This is a genomic window from Arsenicibacter rosenii, assembly GCF_001870735.1.
GTDB lineage: Bacteria > Bacteroidota > Bacteroidia > Cytophagales > Spirosomataceae > Arsenicibacter > Arsenicibacter rosenii.
This window is the reverse complement of sequence record NZ_MORL01000009.1, coordinates 243,856-259,987: the sequence shown is the minus strand read 5'-3', so window position 1 is coordinate 259,987 and position 16,132 is coordinate 243,856. Positions and strand designations below refer to the sequence as shown.

13 protein-coding genes are annotated in these 16,132 nt (G+C 51.1%); 8 read left to right on the top strand and 5 right to left on the bottom strand.

Annotated elements, in window-relative coordinates:
* The first annotated feature begins 29 nt into the window (after positions 1 to 29).
* The 5 genes from BLX24_RS17995 to typA all read left to right on the top strand — a co-directional run bounded on the left by BLX24_RS17995 (position 30) and on the right by typA (position 6,176).
* Positions 30 to 881, top strand: coding sequence for a dienelactone hydrolase family protein (locus BLX24_RS17995; protein WP_071504566.1), 852 nt, complete (start codon positions 30 to 32; stop codon positions 879 to 881).
* Between the two features lie 148 nt (positions 882 to 1,029).
* Positions 1,030 to 1,314 (top strand): hypothetical protein, encoded by a 285-nt coding sequence (locus BLX24_RS17990; protein WP_071504565.1) that lies wholly within the window; start codon positions 1,030 to 1,032, stop codon positions 1,312 to 1,314.
* Between the two features lie 148 nt (positions 1,315 to 1,462).
* Positions 1,463 to 3,862: a TonB-dependent receptor gene (locus tag BLX24_RS17985; protein ID WP_071504564.1), complete on the top strand. Its 2,400-nt coding sequence runs from the start codon at positions 1,463 to 1,465 to the stop codon at positions 3,860 to 3,862.
* Between the two features lie 69 nt (positions 3,863 to 3,931).
* Complete coding sequence (locus BLX24_RS17980; protein WP_071504563.1) at positions 3,932 to 4,135, top strand: hypothetical protein; 204 nt, start codon at positions 3,932 to 3,934, stop codon at positions 4,133 to 4,135.
* A 226-nt stretch (positions 4,136 to 4,361) separates the two neighbouring features.
* Positions 4,362 to 6,176, top strand: a complete 1,815-nt coding sequence (gene typA / locus BLX24_RS17975) for a translational GTPase TypA (protein WP_071504562.1) — start codon at positions 4,362 to 4,364, stop codon at positions 6,174 to 6,176.
* A 113-nt stretch (positions 6,177 to 6,289) separates the two neighbouring features.
* Here the strand turns inward: typA and egtD are convergent, their stop codons facing one another.
* The 4 genes from egtD to BLX24_RS17955 all read right to left on the bottom strand — a co-directional run bounded on the left by egtD (position 6,290) and on the right by BLX24_RS17955 (position 11,868).
* Positions 6,290 to 7,270 (bottom strand): L-histidine N(alpha)-methyltransferase, encoded by a 981-nt coding sequence (gene egtD / locus BLX24_RS17970; protein ID WP_071504586.1) that lies wholly within the window; start codon positions 7,268 to 7,270, stop codon positions 6,290 to 6,292.
* Complete coding sequence (gene egtB / locus BLX24_RS17965) at positions 7,237 to 8,421, bottom strand: ergothioneine biosynthesis protein EgtB (protein WP_071504561.1); 1,185 nt, start codon at positions 8,419 to 8,421, stop codon at positions 7,237 to 7,239. Before egtB ends, egtD begins: the two co-directional genes overlap by 34 nt.
* Before the next feature lie 297 nt (positions 8,422 to 8,718).
* A complete protein-coding gene (locus BLX24_RS17960) occupies positions 8,719 to 10,380 on the bottom strand; it encodes an NAD(P)/FAD-dependent oxidoreductase (protein ID WP_071504560.1) in 1,662 nt (553 codons plus the stop codon).
* Positions 10,381 to 10,470: 90 nt separating this feature from the next.
* The gene (locus BLX24_RS17955) at positions 10,471 to 11,868 is read right to left on the bottom strand and encodes an ATP-binding protein (protein WP_071504559.1); all 1,398 of its coding nucleotides are present in this window, start codon (positions 11,866 to 11,868) and stop codon (positions 10,471 to 10,473) included.
* Positions 11,869 to 12,079: 211 nt separating this feature from the next.
* On the opposite strand from BLX24_RS17955, the gene purU reads away from it, so the two are divergent.
* From purU to BLX24_RS17940, 3 genes are all read left to right on the top strand, one after another.
* Positions 12,080 to 12,919, top strand: coding sequence for a formyltetrahydrofolate deformylase (gene purU / locus BLX24_RS17950; protein ID WP_083422042.1), 840 nt, complete (start codon positions 12,080 to 12,082; stop codon positions 12,917 to 12,919).
* A 61-nt stretch (positions 12,920 to 12,980) separates the two neighbouring features.
* Complete coding sequence (gene hemE / locus BLX24_RS17945) at positions 12,981 to 14,015, top strand: uroporphyrinogen decarboxylase (protein WP_071504557.1); 1,035 nt, start codon at positions 12,981 to 12,983, stop codon at positions 14,013 to 14,015.
* Positions 14,016 to 14,257: 242 nt separating this feature from the next.
* Positions 14,258 to 14,734, top strand: coding sequence for a transposase (locus BLX24_RS17940; RefSeq protein WP_071504556.1), 477 nt, complete (start codon positions 14,258 to 14,260; stop codon positions 14,732 to 14,734).
* Positions 14,735 to 14,780: 46 nt separating this feature from the next.
* Here BLX24_RS17940 and BLX24_RS17935 read toward each other — a convergent pair whose 3' ends face one another.
* The gene (locus tag BLX24_RS17935; protein WP_071504555.1) at positions 14,781 to 16,100 is read right to left on the bottom strand and encodes a cation:dicarboxylate symporter family transporter; all 1,320 of its coding nucleotides are present in this window, start codon (positions 16,098 to 16,100) and stop codon (positions 14,781 to 14,783) included.
* Positions 16,101 to 16,132 lie beyond the last annotated feature (32 nt).

The following is a 16,132-nucleotide window of genomic DNA, read 5'->3' as shown; positions in this document are numbered from 1 at the left end:
ACATAAAAGCCTAAAACAACCATAAACCAATGAAAATCACGTTTATCTCCCTGATTACGTTGTTTGTTTCCCTGTTTTCGCCGGTAAAAGAAGAAAAAACTGAGATTCCGGTTTGTCACGGACAAGGTAACGATATGTCGGAAATGGCGGCGGATCCTGAATTCCAGAAACTGCATGCTAATCCGATTCCGTTCCATTATGTCAGTGCAGCGGGAGAGATGATCAGGTTTTCGACGCCTGACGGGCAAACGGCCAACGGCTTTTTACTGAAGTCGAAGAAAAAATCAGATAAGTGGTTACTGGTTTATCAGGAATGGTGGGGTCTGAACGATAATATCAAACAGCAGGCCGAGCAGTTCTACAATGATCTGAAAGATGTAAACGTGCTGGCGGTTGATATGTACGATGGCAAAGTAGCAACCGAAGCTTCTGAAGCGGGTAAACTGATGCAGGGTGCGTCGAAAGACCGCTTGCAGGCCATCATGAAAGGTGCTATTGCCTATGCCGGTCCGAAGGCCACTTTTGGTAGTGTAGGCTGGTGTTTCGGAGGGATGCTGTCGCTACAGTCGGCCATGCTGGAAGGTAAAAAAGCCGCTGCCTGTGTGATGTATTACGGCCGTCCGGAACAGGATGTAGAAAAACTGAAAACCCTGGAAACCGACGTACTGGGTATCTTCGGTAGCCGCGACAAAGGTATTTCGCCGGAGTCAGTAAAGCAGTTTGAAGAAAACATGCAGAAAGCCGGCGAAAAAGTGACCGTTAAAATGTACGATGCCGGCCATGGTTTTGCCAATCCAAGCAATCCGGTATATGATAAAGAAGCGTCGGCAGATGCTTACAAACTGGCACTGAATTACCTGAAAGAGCGCCTAAAAGCATAAACCGGCCGGTTTACCGGTCAGACATACATCAGTCCCGACTGCTTTTGAGCGGCCGGGGCATTTTTTTGGCTTTTTAAACGTTTTTAAGGGATAGGGGTTTAAACCTTACCAGTTGTCTTTTGTCTAACGAACATAAATCGCAAATACCATGAAAACGTTGAAAGCAAGTGCTTTACTAGTGGGTCTGGTATTGACACTGATACTTAGTAGCTGTGGTCCGTCATACGTAGGTGTACGAACCGGCTACGGCCCGAATTACGGACCTGCCTATGGGTATGGTCCGGGCTACTACCGGCCTCGCCGGGTAATCGTAACACCGCCGCCGCGGGTCGTATACCGGTCGTATCCCCGGTACTACCGGTCTGCCCCGCCAGCCTATGGCCGTCATTATGACGGTGGCCGCAGCCGTGGGCCGCGTTCCTACCGCCGGTAAGGCCGGGGAATGTTGCAGGCAAAAGCCGGTTCTGTCTCTACAGAGCCGGCTTTTGCTGTTATAAACCGGCAGGATAACCGCTCATCAAGTTCTGTGTACCGGTGCATAGTGGTATAAGTAACTTTGTTTACTAAAGTATAACAACCTGATGCAACATCGTAGCTGGCTATTTGCACTTCTTCTCATTACCTGTACATCGTATACCGCCTTCGGGCAAAACAGCCCGTTCCGGATCCGGTTGCGGGAAACGGGCGGGCAGCCGGTTATTGGCGCTAACCTCCAGTTGATCGACGCCAGCGATACGACACGCCGCGTTTATGCCGTGACTGATACGGCAGGGCGGGCACAATTTATGGTACCCGTTGCCCGGAATTACCAGTTGCGGGCCACATCGGTAGGCTACAAGCCGCTGCTCCGGAATGTGGTATCGGCGAATACACCGGAAGGACTGACATTTGTAATGCCGTCCGACAACGTGATGCTACAGGCGGTGTCGGTCACGGCAGCTAAACCGCTGGTCCGGCAGGAGGACGACAAAACCATTGTTGATCCCGAACCGATTGCCAATACCAGTACCAGTGCTTACGAAATCATGGAAAAAACACCGGGGCTCTTTCTGGACCCCGATGGGAATGTTTACCTGAGCAGTACAACGCCTGCCACGATCTACATCAACGGCAGGGAGCAGAAAATGAGCGCGGCCGATATTGCGACCATGCTCAAAAGCCTGCCCCCGAACAGCATTGCCCGCATGGAGATTCTGCGGACACCGTCGGCGCGGTACGATGCGAGCGGCAGCGGCGGGGTGGTAAACATCATTCTCAAAAAGGGAGTCAAAATCGGAATGACGGGCTCAGCAAATGCCGGTTTTAATCAGGGGCGCTTCGGCAACCAGTTTGCCGGGGTAAATATCAATAATAATAACAACGGCCGGACCTCGTATCTGAACCTAAACTATACCCTCCGCAACAACTACGAGAAGGTACAAAGCAGCCGGAAGTTTTCGGCCGACTCGGCCCTGGCGCAGAACGCCTACACCACCTATCCCGCGCAGATTTTCTACGCCGGTTACGGACTCGGGTTTGAGCTGCCCAAAAAATGGGAGCTGAATCTGGATGGCCGCTTTTCCTGGAACGGAGCTACATCAGAGTCAACGAACAACAACCTGATCAGCCGGTTGAGTACGGGAAAGCTTGTATCAGATAACCTGAACACGGTTACGAACCGTAATAACGTGGTCTCATTTAGCCAGGGAGTAGCAACTAAATACCGGATTGATTCGGCGGGGTCGGAGCTGACAACGGATATGTCGTACAACTTTATCGGTAACCGTGGCGGGCAGGAGTACAATACCCAATACCGTTTGCCCGAACGGCCGGCAACGATGGGCGAAGGCAGTTTCGACAACCAGCGGCATTTGTTTGCGGCACAGGTTGATCTGCGTTACAAACTGATGAAGGGCCTGATGCTGGAAACCGGCGCGAAAACCAGTATTCAGAACTTTACCAGCAACGGTGATTATGTGAACATCGTGGGGGGCGTGCGTAAACCGGATCTGGCCCGTACCAATGCGTTCGATTATCGCGAGAATATCAATGCAGCCTATTTACAGGCTTCTCAGACCTTTGGCGCGTTTGTGCTGAAAGGCGGCTTGCGGATGGAAAATACCAACATGGTAGGCCATCAGCGGATTCCGGCAGATACATCGTTTGCCATTCACCGGACGGATCTCTTCCCGTATGTGTTTCTGAGCCGCCGCCTGATGAAAATCGCCGGTTTTGATCTGCGGGGGTATCTGGTCTATCGCCGGTCGATCACCCGCCCGACCTACGACTACCTGAACCCGTTTGCCCGCTACGTGGACCAGTACCTGTACGAAACCGGAAATCCGGCCCTGCGCCCGCAGTTTACCGAAAACTATGAGGTGAATATCAGCGTTGACGAGCGACCGATCTTTGCCGTGGGCCGGAATTATACCCGCGACATTTTTACGAACGTCGTTTATCAGGATCCGGTCAACCGGAGTATTGCGGTCCGGACGTATGATAACCTCGGTGTCAACCGTGAAACCTACTTCCGGTTACTGGGAGCCATTCCGCCGGGTAAACGCTATTTTTTTGTCGTCGGCACGCAGTACAACTATAACGATTATGCCGGTCTGTACGAAAACCGTCCGCTGAATTTCCAGCGGGGCAGCTGGTCGTTTTTTACATTCCATTCTTTCAAAATCGACAAGCGTTCGACGGCAACCATGAACGGGTTTATCCGGACGAAGGGACAGCTTCAGTTTTACGAACTGAGCAATTTCGGCATGCTCAACCTGAGTGTCAACCGCAAATTTCTGCAGGATAAACTACTGATCACCCTGACGGCTAATGATCTGTTGTTCACGAACTACTACCGGTTTACGCTGCAACAGGGAACGGTGGCGGCAACGGGTCTGCGCCGGAACGACACGCGCCGGTTTGGTCTGACCCTGCGGTATAATTTTGGTATCCGCAAGCGGGAAGAACGGGTGAATATGTTCAATATTGAGACGCCGCAATAAGTTTTAGGCAGGAATTGACCAAAAAGAGATTTACTTTCGTTAACTCTCTGTAGAGCCAGCTAGTTAGCCATGAAAAAGTTAGGAATAATCGGTCTTATTTTCGCGATGATGTTGCCGTTGGCGGAGACGGCAGAGGCGGCTTTGGTCAGTGAACAAACAACTGTTTTTGCACGGCCCGAGCAAATTTTAAGGAAGCGAAAAGGCTACCGGAAAAAGAAAGGTTTCCTCTGGGGCTTGTTTCGCAAAAACAATTGTGGATGCCCGAAGCATTAAGCAATTGTTAAGAAATTGTACTTCTATTAGTCAGGCCCTCATTCAGGGCCTTTTTCTATTAAAAAGAATTGTAAAAATCTGTGTTTCAGACAAAAAAAGCGTATCTTTGCGCCTTAAAATGTCAGAAGACTGATTAGGCCGATTTCACAACGGAACTGACGCATTTGTAAATAATAGTCCAGAAAATCTCCGTCAGGTTAAGTTGTTGAGTCACAGTTCGCAAAGTATGCAATCTATAAGAAATATCGCCATTATTGCCCACGTTGACCACGGTAAGACTACGCTGGTTGACAAGATCATCCACGCGTCAAAAATCTTCCGGGATAATCAGGAGTTTCAGGACCTGATTTTGGACAATAACGATTTGGAGCGGGAGCGGGGCATTACGATTGTGTCGAAAAACGTTTCGGTGCGGTACAAGGATGTCAAGATCAATATCATTGACACGCCGGGCCACTCCGATTTTGGTGGGGAAGTTGAACGGGTACTGAAAATGGCCGACGGCGTTTGTCTGTTGGTCGATGCGTTCGAAGGCGCGATGCCTCAGACGCGTTTTGTGTTGGGTAAGGCATTGAGCTTAGGGCTGAAGCCTATTCTGATTGTAAACAAGGTTGATAAAGAAAACTGCCGGCCGGAAGAAGTGCACGAAGAAGTGTTTGACCTGATGTTTAACCTCGGGGCAACCGAAGATCAGCTGGACTTCGTAACCGTATTCGGTTCGTCGAAGCAAGGCTGGATGGGGCCGGACTGGAAGACACCTACCGGCGATATTACGTTCCTCCTGGACACAATCATCGAAAATATTCCGGCTGCTCCTGAAAACGAAGGTACGCCGCAGATGCAGATAACGTCGCTGGATTATTCGGCGTTCGTTGGCCGGATTGCTATCGGCCGGGTACACCGTGGTACGCTGAAAGAAGGGGCTAACATGGCCCTTGTAAAGTCAGACGGCAGCATCAAGAAAGTGAAAATCAAAGAACTTCAGGTGTTTGAAGGTCTTGGCAAGCAGAAAGTAACAGAAGTGAAGGCCGGTGAAATCTGTGCCGTTACAGGTCTGGATGACTTTGAAATCGGGGATACGCTGACTGACGCTGAAAATCCGGAAGCATTAGCACGGATTTCGGTGGATGAGCCAACGATGAACATGTTGTTTACGATCAACAACTCACCATTCTTTGGTAAAGAAGGTAAGTTCGTAACATCCCGTCACCTCCGTGACCGTCTGTTCAAGGAAACTGAGAAAAACCTGGCGCTGCGTGTGCAGGAAACCGACCGTGAAGACCAGTTCCTGGTATTTGGCCGTGGTATCCTTCACTTGTCAGTACTGATCGAAACCATGCGTCGTGAAGGGTACGAACTGCAGGTTGGTCAGCCACAGGTACTGTATAAAGAAGATGAAAACGGACAGCGTCTGGAGCCAATCGAAACGCTGGTGGTTGATGTGCCGGAAGAAACAGCCGGTAAGGTAATTGAGCTCGCGACGCAGCGTAAAGGCGAGTTGCTGATCATGGAACCAAAAGGCGATCTGCAACACCTTGAGTTCGAAATTCCGTCGCGTGGTCTGATTGGTCTGCGGTCAAACGTATTGACAGCTACCTTCGGTGAAGCGGTAATGAACCACCGGTTCAAGAGCTTCGAGCCATACCGTGGTCCTATCCCTGAGCGGATCAATGGTTCCCTGATTTCGATGAACAGTGGTGCAGCAACGGCCTACTCAATTGATAAACTGCAGGATCGCGGCGTGTTCTTCGTTGATCCGGGTGAAGAAGTTTATACCGGTCAGGTAATCGGGGAGCACAACCGTCAGAACGACATCGTGGTGAACCTGCAGACAGCGAAAAAACTGACCAACATGCGGGCATCGGGCTCGGACGACAACGTGAAAATTGCACCGAAAATCCAGTTCTCACTGGAAGAATCGATGGAATATATCCAGAAAGATGAATACCTGGAAGTAACGCCTAAGTCGATCCGGATGCGGAAGATTTACCTCGACGAGAACGAGCGTAAGCGGATGCAGAGCAAGTTCGAAATGGCGTAATCTATTGAGTGGGTTAGTGAATGAGTGATTGCTCATTCACTCAATAATATGTATAAATTTTTAGTGGTGGCACGACCGGCAGGCAAACCTGTCTAAGTCGTGCCACCACTTTTTTATGCTTTTTTCTCGAAAATGACGTCAACGAAATAGCCTTTGCAGTCGGTGAAGGTCGCGTTTACGCTAAAGCCGGTCGCGTCGGCCAGCTCCTGAATCTGCTTTGGCGTAAACTTGCGTGAAATCTCGGTATGAATGACTTCTCCATAGTCGAACACGACATCCAGATCGAGCGCCCCGATATGAACCGTCTGCTTTTTCTGGCTCACCAGATAGCTCCGTGCTTCACCGGTTTCGGGGCAATAGGTTGGATAGTGATCAAACATGGCCAGGTTAAAATTGGCATCCAGTTCCTCATTAAGGCGGTGCAGCAGGTTCAGGTTAAACGCCCGTGTAACGCCCTGCCGGTCGTTGTAAGCCGCCAGGATAACGGCCGGATGTTTCTGCAGGTCGAAACCGGTCAGTACCAGATCGCCGGGGCGCAGGCTGTCCGACAATTGCTGGTAGAAGCCGACAGCGGCTTCCGGCGAAAAATTGCCGATATTGGAGCCCAGGAATAAAACAACCTTCCGTTTGTCTGACGTGCCCGAGAGCCATTCCAGCGCATGGAAGTATTCGTCATGCTGCGGCTGAATATTCAGCGTCGGCCACTGTTTTTGCAGCGACGTTGCCAGGTCGATCAGGGCATCCTCAGAAATATCAATCGGTACGTAGCTAAACGACGTTTGTTCGTCCAGAAAGTGGCGGAGCAGGATTTTGGTTTTCAGACCATCACCTGCGCCCAGCTCAACCAGTTCAAACGGCTGTTGGTCGGGAGCGAAATGCCGGAGCAGATCGGCTTTGTGGTTGTCCAGAATCTCGTATTCGCTGCGCGTCAGATAATATTCCGGCAAATGCATGATCTGCTGAAACAGGTGACTACCCACCGCATCGTAGAAAAACTGCGAGGAAAGCCGCTTTGGGGTTTGTTGGAGGCCATAGCGAACATCGTCAGCCATGCCAAAGGCTACTTCGCTAGTCGTATTCCGGTGAACTGCCATCGTTTGTCGGGTTGGAAAAAGTTGCGGTATGTTGATCGGGCATGCCCGGCAGGCGTAGCAACCGACGCCCCGCGCAAGACCATTTGACTACTCATAAATTTGCCGTTGTATTCGCCGACGGCACCCTCGGCGGTTGAAAAACCAGGATACGCCAGATAGGCCGAACCAGTCCATTCCCAGCGCTCACCCCAGGCAAACCGCTCGTTGGCGGCTTCCCACTCAAATTCGGTTGGCAGCCGCTGCCCGCACCAGCGGGCATAGGCGTCGGCTTCGTAGTAGCTGACATGGCAAACCGGTTCGTCAGGATCAACCGGCTCAAGGCCTTTGAACGTATAGCTGTACCATTGGCCGTCGATTTCGTACCAGTACAGCGGCGCCTTCACCTGTTCGGTTTTAACCCACGCCCAGCCATCGGATAACCAGTAACGGAAATTCTGGTACCCACCGGCTTTAATGAAATCAATGTACCCGGCATTGGTCACCAGCTTGCCTGAAAGGGTCGTCTGGTTCAGGTAGGTCTTGTGCACACCAAGCTCGTTGTCAAAACAGAAGCCGTTGCCGCTGTAGCCAATGGTGTAAATGCCTTCAGATAGCTGCACATCATCGTAAGACGCGCCACCGAACAAGCCTCCCTGATTGATCGGAATGTCCAGCGACGGAAACAACGGGTTGTGGCCCAGAATGTACTTGATGTCGGTAATCAGCAGTTCCTGATGCTGCTGCTCGTGATTAAGCCCCAGTTCGACCAGGGCGCTGATTTCCGGTGACAGTTCATGCTCCATCAGATACGTATCCATGTACGTATCAACGTATGCACGGTATCGGTATACGTCGGCCACGGTTGGCCGCGACAGATTACCGCGGTCGGTACGTAAGACCCGTTTACCGACGCTCTCGTAATAGCTGTTAAAGACAAAACTGAAGTCTTCGTGAAAAATAGTATAGCCGGGCAGATTGGGCACCAGAATAAAGGTTTCCCAAAACCAGGTTGTGTGCCCAAGGTGCCACTTGGGCGGGCTGACATCGACAATGGGCTGTACGACATAGTCTTCGGTCTCCAGATAGCGGCAGATAGCCTCCGAATATGTGCGTATAGTCCGATACCGATCGACAAATGCAGGTTGCGTTAAAGGCAGGACTTCAGAAAGCATGAGAATAGTGTTATAGTTACTAATTCTTTCTGGATAAATCAGTGTTGTGATTGTGGCAAATTATTGAAGTTTTTGTTGCCTATCAACATAAATCGTAACAATAGCATATGAAAAAATATAGTCCATATTTGCTTTGTTACTAATTATGGAAATGATTTTCTATAGGTTACTCTTTTGTTGAAAAACAAGACAAACAACAACCTAACTCCGGTGTAGGAATGAATGTTTAAACGTGGACAGGAATCAGAGCGTAAGCCGGAAAACAACCGGTAATTTCCGGCTTACGGGCCTGTATAGCTACATTTCGGCCAGATATTTGTGTACAAAGCTAACCGCCATTGCCCCTTCACCGACAGCAGATGCCACGCGGTTCATGGCGGTCGCCCGGACGTCGCCCGCCGCAAAAATGCCGGGGCTACAGGTTTCGAGTTCGAACGGATCACGTTTCTGTTTCCATGACTTACGGAACGAGTCATAACGGAGCAGATTGCGGCCTGTTTCGATAAATCCGCGTTCGTCCTTGATAATGCTCATCTCGATCCATTCTGTAAATGGTTTGGTGCCAATGAAAATAAACAGGCCGGCCGCCTCCACCGTTTCCCGCTCTTTGGTCTGGCTGTTTTGCAGGACCAGGCATTCAAGCCGTTCATTGCCCAGACCTTCTACGACTTCGGTAAAGGGTACCACGGTAATGTTCGGCGTATTGCCGATCTGGTCGATCAGGTACTGCGACATGGTGGCCGACAGGTCGGCGCGGCGGATGCAGATAAAGACCTGCGCCGCCGTACGTGACAGATACATGGCAGCCTGCCCCGCCGAATTGCCACCACCGACCACATATACCGGTTTGCCTTTAAAGGCATATGCTTCTGTGGTAGCTGCACCATAATAAACACCGGCGCCGGTAAAACGGCTCAGGCTTTCGGTATCCAGTTTATGATACGATACACCGGTACAGAGAATAATCGATTTGGCAACAACCTCACTGCCATCCGACATGTGTATGTGTTTATATTGCCCGCTCGACTTAATACTGACGACCTCCTGCGGTGCCAGAAACTCCACACCGAAGCGGGTTGCCTGGGTAATGGCGCGGCGGGTCAGCTCGGCGCCGCTCAGGCCGGACGGAAAACCAAGGTAGTTTTCGATCCGTGAGCTGGTACCCGCCTGGCCGCCTGGCGCCCGTTTGTCGATCAGAATCGTTTTCAGTCCTTCGGAACCACCGTATACGGCTGCTGCCAGGCCTGCCGGCCCTGCCCCGATAATGGCCAGGTCGTATAAGCTTTCAGCCGCCTTGGGTTTCAGGCCCAGGTGCTCGCCCAGTTCGGTAAGTTTCGGCTTAATCAGCGGAGTGCCATCCGCCAGAATCACAGCGGGTAAGTCTGTGCGACTGAGATTATGCAGCGCCAGGGTTGATTCTGCTTCTGCGTTGGTCTCAACATCGAGCCATTGATAATGGAACAGGTTGCCCGATAAAAAATCCTTGATTTCGTGCGTTTTGGGCGAAAACTGGTAACCAATCAGCCGAAGCCCTTCAAATGCCGGCTGGTAGTTAGACTGCCAGTCGTCGAGTAGTTCATTCAGCACCGGATACAGCCGTTCTTCGGGCGGGTCCCACGGCTTACCGATGTAATAGTCGAGCTGTACCTCGTTGATAGCCCGGACGGCCGCGTCAATATCAGAATAAGCCGTCAGCAGTGCGCGTTTGGCGTTAGGGTATAGCTGCCGTGCCTTGACCAGAAAATCGACACCCGCCATTTCGGGCATCCGCTGATCGGACAGAAAGAGGGCAACCTCTTCGCCTTTTTTTTTGAGCTCGACCAGGCTTTCAAGCGCCTCATTGGCTGATGTTGTGGCCAGAATGCGGTATTCTTTCCGGTACTGCTGCCGCAAGTCGCGCTGCACCGCTTTTAATACCTGTTGATCATCGTCAACTGCAAAAATTATAGGAAGCTTCATGTTGTATTGTGTAAAGAGTGAAAGAGCGGAGAGAGCGAAAGAGCGAAAGCCGGACAAAATCACTCTTTCGCTCTTTCATTCGTTCACTCTTTATTCCACCGGCAGGCAGATGCTGAACTCTGTATGGCCGGGTTGTGATTTAACTTTGATACTGCCGTTGTGGCGGTGAACAATGCCCTGGACAATGTCGAGGCCCAGCCCTGTGCCCGAGCCAATGGGCTTGGTTGTGAAAAACGGATCAAAAATCCGGTCAATCACGTTTTCGGGAATGCCCTTGCCACTGTCGACCACCTTCGTCAGGATAAACGTCTGCCCATTCGGGCGCTGATCGATCTGCGACGTAATCTCCAGCCGGCCGCCGTTATCCATGGCATCGACTGCGTTATCGATCAGGTTGGTCCAGACCTGATTCAGCTCGCCGGGCCAGCCGCAAAGAACGGGCAGGTTGTCGGCCAGCTCAACGGTCGTGGTAATCTGCTTTTGTTTGAGCTTGTGGTTGAGGAGCGTCAGTGTACTCTGAATCCCTTCCTGGATATGCAGGTTGCTTTTGCCCTCGCCGCGATCCATATACGTGTAATTTTTGATCGAGCCAACCAGTGTCTGAATCCTGCCGGAGGCGTCGGAGATGTCGAGCACCAGTTTTTCGGTGACCAGATTCGTGACCAGCCAGTCGAGCACACCCTGTATGTTGCCTGTCCCGACTCCCTCGAAAAGCGTGTCAAGGTCATCAGCCGACACGTTAAATTCGATCAGTTGACCGGCCAGGTCGTCATTATCGGTAATATCGTGATCATCGAGCCAGTCCATGAGTTCGTCTTCAAGGCTGCTGCGTTCCAGCAAGGACAGGTGTTTGGCCGGTGCCGACAATAGCCGTAAGAGGAGTTGATTCACTACGTCGATCTGTGCATCGCTCAGCTGAAGCCGCATGATGGTTTTGAACCGTTCGGGCGTTGCGTGCATGTGTTTGCGCAGGGTATTGGCGCTGCGCACAACTGCAGCCACGGGATTATTGAGTTCATGGGCCAGACCGGCCGACAGCCGCCCAAGGGAAGCCATTTTCTCGTTTTGCTGGGCCAGCTTTGTAAAGTCACGCACGCGGGCCGTCATCCGGTGAACGAGCGCCTCGGTGAGTTCGTAGCAATGCTGTGTCATCTCGCGGAGGTAGTCCCGGTGGAGATAAAGCAGTTCAGCCTCTGCCTGTACATTCCAGTAGGTAGGTGCCGTTTTCATGCGGGAATACGGTAGCACCCCCATGACCGAGTGCGGACCGTAGAGCGCAATCTCTTCTTTCGCACTCTGGGCGTCGCTGTCGAGCCGTACCTGTCCGCTTACGACCAGTATCAGGTGATCAACGGGATCATCGGGTTTATACAGCGTAGTTTTGGCAGGGTGAACCTGTGATTCAGACCGTTCAAGCAGCCATTGCAACTGCTCATCAGGCACTTCCCGGAAGTAGTCGAAGGCACGTAAGGTAGCCAGTGAAACCATAAACTAGGAGTTGGTATAAAGGTCAATGCGGTAACACACTTAGTCTCAAGGACGTTCGTTTGCCGGTAAGCATTTATACAGCGGGAAAGGGGGGAAATATTGGTGGCACGACTGAGAGTCGTGCCACCAATATGGAAAGGCGGATACATGCGTTTATTTCCCTGACCGTCAAATGGCATAAAGTCTGTACCTTTGCGTTTTTAAGGCTTTTATGTCCGACGCTACTAAACATATATTGCTGATGGACGGCCCCGACAACAAAGGGCTGATTTATCATGTCACAGGTGTGTTGTTTCGGCACAATCTGAATATTATCCGGAACGATGAATACGTTAGTCCCGACGGGCAGTTTTTCATGCGTACCGAATTCGAAGGGGAGCTGGATAAGGAGGCGTTGATGACTGAACTACAGAACACGCTTCCGCAAGGCATTAACCTGCGCATCAATCCGAAGAAGAAAAAGAACATTGTGGTGTTTGTTACGAAAGAACATCACTGCCTGGGCGAACTGCTGATCCGGTACACCTTCAACGAGCTGGATGCGGATATTCTGGCCGTAGTCAGCAACTACAACTACCTGCAGCCGCTGGTGAGCAAGTTCGGGATTCCGTTTCATTACATCTCACACGAGCTCAAAACCCGCGACGAGCACGAAGACGCTATTCTGCGTACACTGTCCATCTACCAGCCTGAGTACCTGGTACTGGCCAAGTACATGCGGGTGCTGACGCCGGCATTTGTGAAACATTACCCGAACCGGATTGTCAATATTCACCATTCGTTCCTGCCCGCCTTTATCGGAGCCAGTCCGTACCGGCAGGCCCATGACCGGGGTGTGAAGATCATCGGCGCCACGGCTCACTTCGTTAACAACGACCTGGACGAAGGGCCGATTATTGCCCAGAACGTGAAAGAAGTCGATCACCGGCATACGGCCATCGACATGGCTACGGAAGGAAAGGACGTCGAAAAAATTGTGCTGTCACAGGCCTTAAAACTAGTGTTCAACGACCGGGTGTTCATTCACCGGAACCGGACGATTATTCTTTAACAATCACCGGTTAGCGGCTCCGGACTTCACCGGAAGCCTCGCGGGTACCGGTGTCACGACTATGAACTTACAAAACGATTTATTGCTGCGGGCTGCACGCGGAGAGCAGGTCGAACGGGTGCCTGTCTGGATGATGCGGCAGGCTGGCCGGATTCTGGCCGAATATCGGGCCGTCCGCGAAAAAGCAGGCAGCTTTATCAGCCTGGCTACCACGCCCGAACTGGCGGCCGAAGTAACGATTCAGCCGGTTGATCTGCTGGGCGTTGATGCGGCCATTATTTTTTCTGACATCCTCGTGGTGCCCGAAGCCATGGGATTACCCTATGAAATGGTAGAGCAGCGCGGGCCGGTATTCCCGAAAACCGTCCGGACTGCCGACGATCTGAAGCAGTTACGTGTTGCCGATGCAGAAACCGATCTGGGCTATGTGCTGGAAGCTATCCGGCTGACCAAAAAAGGCCTGAACAACCGGGTTCCGCTTATTGGTTTTGCCGGTGCACCGTTCACAATTTTCTGTTATATGACAGAAGGCAAAGGCTCCAAAACGTTTTCTGTAGCTAAAAAGCTGCTGTACACCGATCCGGTGTTTTCGCACGCTTTGTTGCAGAAAATCACCGATAGTACCATCGGTTACCTGAAAGCGCAGGTGGCGGCAGGGGCCAATCTGGTGCAGCTGTTCGACTCGTGGGCCGGTATTCTGTCGCCGGAGCAGTACAATACGTATTCGCTGCCGTACATCAAGCAGATTTGTGATGCCATTGCGGTCGATCCGGCAACCGATGTGCCGGTTACGGTTTTTGCGAAAGGGGCCTTTTTTGCCCGGAAGGCCATTGGTGAGCTGAATTGTTCGGTGGTGGGCCTTGACTGGAACATGGATCCCGCAGAGTCGCGGTTGCTGGTTCCGAATAAGACATTGCAGGGCAATCTCGACCCGTGTGTGTTATATGCCAGCTACGACCAGATCCGGGCCGAGGTGCGGAAGATGGTAGATGCCTTTGGTAAGCAACAGTACATTGCTAACCTGGGCCACGGCGTTTATCCGGATACAGATCCCGATAAAGTCCGCTGCTTCATCGAAACGGTGAAGGAGTTGTAGTTAGTTAGTGGTGGCACGACTCAAAGTCGTGCCACCACTGCTTTTCGTTGTAGCGTTGATTCTTAGTCAGCTTTGTAAAAGAAAGGATTTTTTTAGTGGTGGCATGACTCAAAGTCGTGCCACCACTGTTTTTTTACGTCTCATAGCAAACATGTGTTTACTATGAATCTTGTCGCCATCTCTATAATCGCGGAAATAATAGGCAACTAATCTTTTTTGATCGTGAGAATCAATTATTCTTTTTGAGGAAAGTACGTCAGGCATTTGGTGGCCATGTAAGTATACTTGCATACTGTCTGATGCCTAATCATTTCCATTTTTTAATCAGGACTGAAGATGAGTTCAGATGCAATGATTTCCTGAATTCATACCGGCTACTTTTAAGCTCATATACTCGTGCTATTAACAAACAAGAAGGAAGAACCGGATCTTTGTTTCAGCAGAATAGTAAAGCTAAGCTGCTGGGAGGTAGTGATTATGCGTTCACCTGCTTTTGTTACATTCATCAGAATCCATTACGCGCCGGCCTCGTTAATCAACTACATGAATGGGAGTTCAGCTCATTTATGGATTATGTCGGTATTAGAGGTGGGACGCTTTGTAACAAGGAATTATGTCGTTCAATTATAGAGATTTCTGAGGAGCCTGATACGTTCATAAAGGAGTCATATCTGGCTATTCCTGATGAGGTAGTGAGAGATATATTTATAAAAAGCTGAATTAGTGGTGGCACGCCTTTGAGTCGTGCCACCACTGCAATAACCCCTACTCCGGCAACGGATCCAGATTATCTTTTTTGATATCCTCACTTTCGGTAACGTTACCGAATGCATACGCCATTTTTTGGCGGTCGAAGGCCTTTTCGTTATTGGCCAGCCAGACCGTGGCCACACCATTGCCGATGAAGTTGGTGATACTCCGCGCTTCAGACATAAACCGGTCAACGCCCAGCAACAGGGCCAGTCCTTCCACCGGAATCACTTTGATGGCCGTCAGGGTACTGGCCAGTACCACAAAACCGCTGCCGGTTACCCCCGCGGCTCCTTTCGAGGTGACCATCAGAATGCCGATGATCGTCAGCAACTGATTCATATCCAGGTGTACGTTGAATACCTGTGCCAGAAAAATCGTGGCCATCGACAGGTAGATGGTCGTGCCGTCGAGGTTGAATGAATAACCGGCCGGTACCACCAGGCCGACGACCGATTTAGCGCAGCCCATGCGTTCAAGTTTCTCCATGAGCGAGGGTAGCGCTGCCTCCGAAGAGGAAGTCCCCAGGACAATCAATAATTCTTCGCGAATGTATTTCAAGAAGCCCCAGAGGCTGATGTTGTACGAGCGCATGATGAGGCCGAGGCCGCCGAAAATGAAAACCGCCATAGTTGTATAGACAGTGCCCATCAGTTTCGCCAGGGGCAGGAGGGTACCGAGGCCGTATTTGCCGATGGTAAAGGCCATGCCGCCAAAAGCCCCGATGGGTGCCAGCAGCATGACTTTGTGCAGACCCCAGAAAATATATTTAGAAATACGCGTCATCAGGGCAACCACCTGTTCGCGGCCACTGTAACGGCTCAGGATAATGCCAAGCACGATGGCAAACACCAGGACCTGCAGCGTGACATTGTCGAGAAAAAACTTCAGCCAGCTGAATTCGGTCGCTCCTTTAGTATACTTTGAAATATCGCCTCCCTTGAGCTGTTCGGTCATGACGCCGTCGCCCGGCCGGATGACGTTGGCCACCACAATGCCGATGATAAGTGCGACCGTTGTCACTACCTCGAAATAGAGTAACGCCTTGGCGCCTACCTTCCCGACCTTTTTCAGATCGCCCATGCTAACAATGCCCAGCGTGATGGTCAGGAAAATAATCGGGTTGATGAACAGCTTTACCGCGCTGATAAACAGGCCGCTGAGTAGCTCACTGATGGTTGCTCCGATGGTTAGCTCCTGCCCCATAAACCGGGTTTTAACCGGACCATCCAGAATTGGCTGAAGGGCTATGTCGGGCCGGAAATGACCCAGTAAGATACCCAGTGTAATGCTGGTTAATACCCAGAATGTAAGGTTTGAGAATAGTTTTTTCAATGTAGTCGGCGGTTAGGCTCAAGATAGGACGG

Bases quoted from the DNA above. Each gene is read 5' to 3' on its own strand.
- BLX24_RS17995 (WP_071504566.1), top strand. From the start codon at position 30: ATGAAAATCACGTTTATCTCCCTGATTACGTTGTTTGTTTCCCTGTTT.
- BLX24_RS17990 (WP_071504565.1), top strand. From the start codon at position 1,030: ATGAAAACGTTGAAAGCAAGTGCTTTACTAGTGGGTCTGGTATTGACA.
- BLX24_RS17985 (WP_071504564.1), top strand. From the start codon at position 1,463: ATGCAACATCGTAGCTGGCTATTTGCACTTCTTCTCATTACCTGTACA.
- BLX24_RS17980 (WP_071504563.1), top strand. From the start codon at position 3,932: ATGAAAAAGTTAGGAATAATCGGTCTTATTTTCGCGATGATGTTGCCG.
- typA (WP_071504562.1), top strand. From the start codon at position 4,362: ATGCAATCTATAAGAAATATCGCCATTATTGCCCACGTTGACCACGGT.
- egtD (WP_071504586.1), bottom strand. From the start codon at position 7,270: ATGGCAGTTCACCGGAATACGACTAGCGAAGTAGCCTTTGGCATGGCT.
- egtB (WP_071504561.1), bottom strand. From the start codon at position 8,421: ATGCTTTCTGAAGTCCTGCCTTTAACGCAACCTGCATTTGTCGATCGG.
- BLX24_RS17960 (WP_071504560.1), bottom strand. From the start codon at position 10,380: ATGAAGCTTCCTATAATTTTTGCAGTTGACGATGATCAACAGGTATTA.
- BLX24_RS17955 (WP_071504559.1), bottom strand. From the start codon at position 11,868: ATGGTTTCACTGGCTACCTTACGTGCCTTCGACTACTTCCGGGAAGTG.
- purU (WP_083422042.1), top strand. From the start codon at position 12,080: ATGTCCGACGCTACTAAACATATATTGCTGATGGACGGCCCCGACAAC.
- hemE (WP_071504557.1), top strand. From the start codon at position 12,981: ATGAACTTACAAAACGATTTATTGCTGCGGGCTGCACGCGGAGAGCAG.